We start from the raw sequence: 1302 nt of genomic DNA, 5'->3' as shown, positions 1-1302 counted from the left end.
GAATCGCTTCTTGCCGGGGATGTCGTCGATGATCTTGTTGTACCGGTAGGCGCGGTAGCTGCCATTGGGATGGCCGTCGAGCGACCCGCTGCCGATGTTGGCCGAACGGTGCTTCACCGGGGTCGAGCCGAACGAATAGTAGACGAAGTTCCCCTTGTCGTCGGTCCAGTGGTCGAAGAGGAAGGTGTGTGTGCCCGCGAAGAGCATGATATCCCCGGGTTTGAGATCCCCGCGCGAGATCTCGTGCGCGTAGCTCGCCAGCGATCCCGTCCACGGGTTGTCGTTGAGGTGCCAGGCCATCGAGACGTACCCGGAGCAGTCCCTGCGGTAGTTCTTGTCCCCGCCGGGGCCCGGTGAGAAGGCGCCCTGGTTGTAGGGCCCTGGCTGGTGATCCACCCAGTACTGGGCGCGCCAGATGACCTCGCTGCGCGCGATCGGGCCACCGAGGTCTGACGCCTGCGCCGCCGACGTCGTCACGACGGTGGTGACACCGGCGAACCCGATGATCGCGAGCAACGTGGCCAGCAAACGCCACGAAACTCTGTGGAACTCGAATAGCTTTCTCATGTCTTTCCGTTCTTAGCGGTCAGGAAACCATCTCCCGCATCGTTGGCGGAGCGCCTAAAAAAGATCTACAAGACCGTCTTGACCCGATTTGCAGCGACTTCTTCCAGGGTTTTCCCGACAGCATTCCCTGGAAGGTGGGTCATGAGATCACGAAAGCGGAATATCCTTTCTCGAGGGGTCGCCGTGGGTGCCACGGCATTCCTGGGCCTGGCGTTGTCCGGCATCGTCGCCCCGGCGGCGTTCGCGGGCGGTGAGGAGGACTTCATCGCGGTCGCGGGGCCGGCGGCGCAGCGGGTACGCGCCGAGTACGACATCCCCGCGTCGGTCACGGTCGGCCAGGCGGGCCACGAATCCCGGTGGGGCGCGAGCGCACTGTCCACGGCCGACCGCAACTACTTCGGTTTCAAGTGCACGAGCGCCACCAATCCCGGGCCGATCGCCACCGGCTGCCATGCCTACCAGACGACCGAGTGCACACCGAGCTGTCATCCGGTGACCGCGTACTTCCGCGTGTACCGCTCGATGGAGGACTCGTTCCGCGACTACGGAAGGCTGCTCACCACCAGCCCGAACTACGCCGGAGCCCTGCCGTTCCGGCACGACCCGGACCGGTTCATCCGCGAGGTGGCGAAGAAGTACGCCACCGACGGGAGTTACGCCGACAAGGTCATCTCCCTGATGCGCAGGTACGACCTCTACCGCTTCGACACCGGCGGGCCGGGGAAGCGGCGTTCG

2 protein-coding genes are annotated in these 1302 nt (G+C 64.7%); one reads left to right on the top strand and one right to left on the bottom strand.

Annotated features, from left to right (window positions below; translation table 11 throughout):
- Positions 1-567 (bottom strand): hypothetical protein (locus ACFWX1_RS48155; RefSeq protein ID WP_378396638.1); only part of this gene is annotated, 567 nt, incomplete at its 3' end.
- A 183-nt stretch (positions 568-750) separates the two neighbouring features.
- Between ACFWX1_RS48155 and ACFWX1_RS48150 the strand changes: the two genes are divergently transcribed.
- The coding region (locus ACFWX1_RS48150; protein ID WP_378396637.1) for a glucosaminidase domain-containing protein at positions 751-1302 on the top strand (552 nt) is incomplete at its 3' end.

Origin of the sequence: Amycolatopsis sp. NPDC059021 (genome assembly GCF_042739895.1) — a bacterium.
Classification (GTDB): Bacteria; Actinomycetota; Actinomycetes; order Mycobacteriales; family Pseudonocardiaceae; genus Amycolatopsis.
The sequence above is the reverse complement of the archived record's forward strand: the minus strand, read 5'-3'. Positions and strand labels throughout refer to the sequence as shown.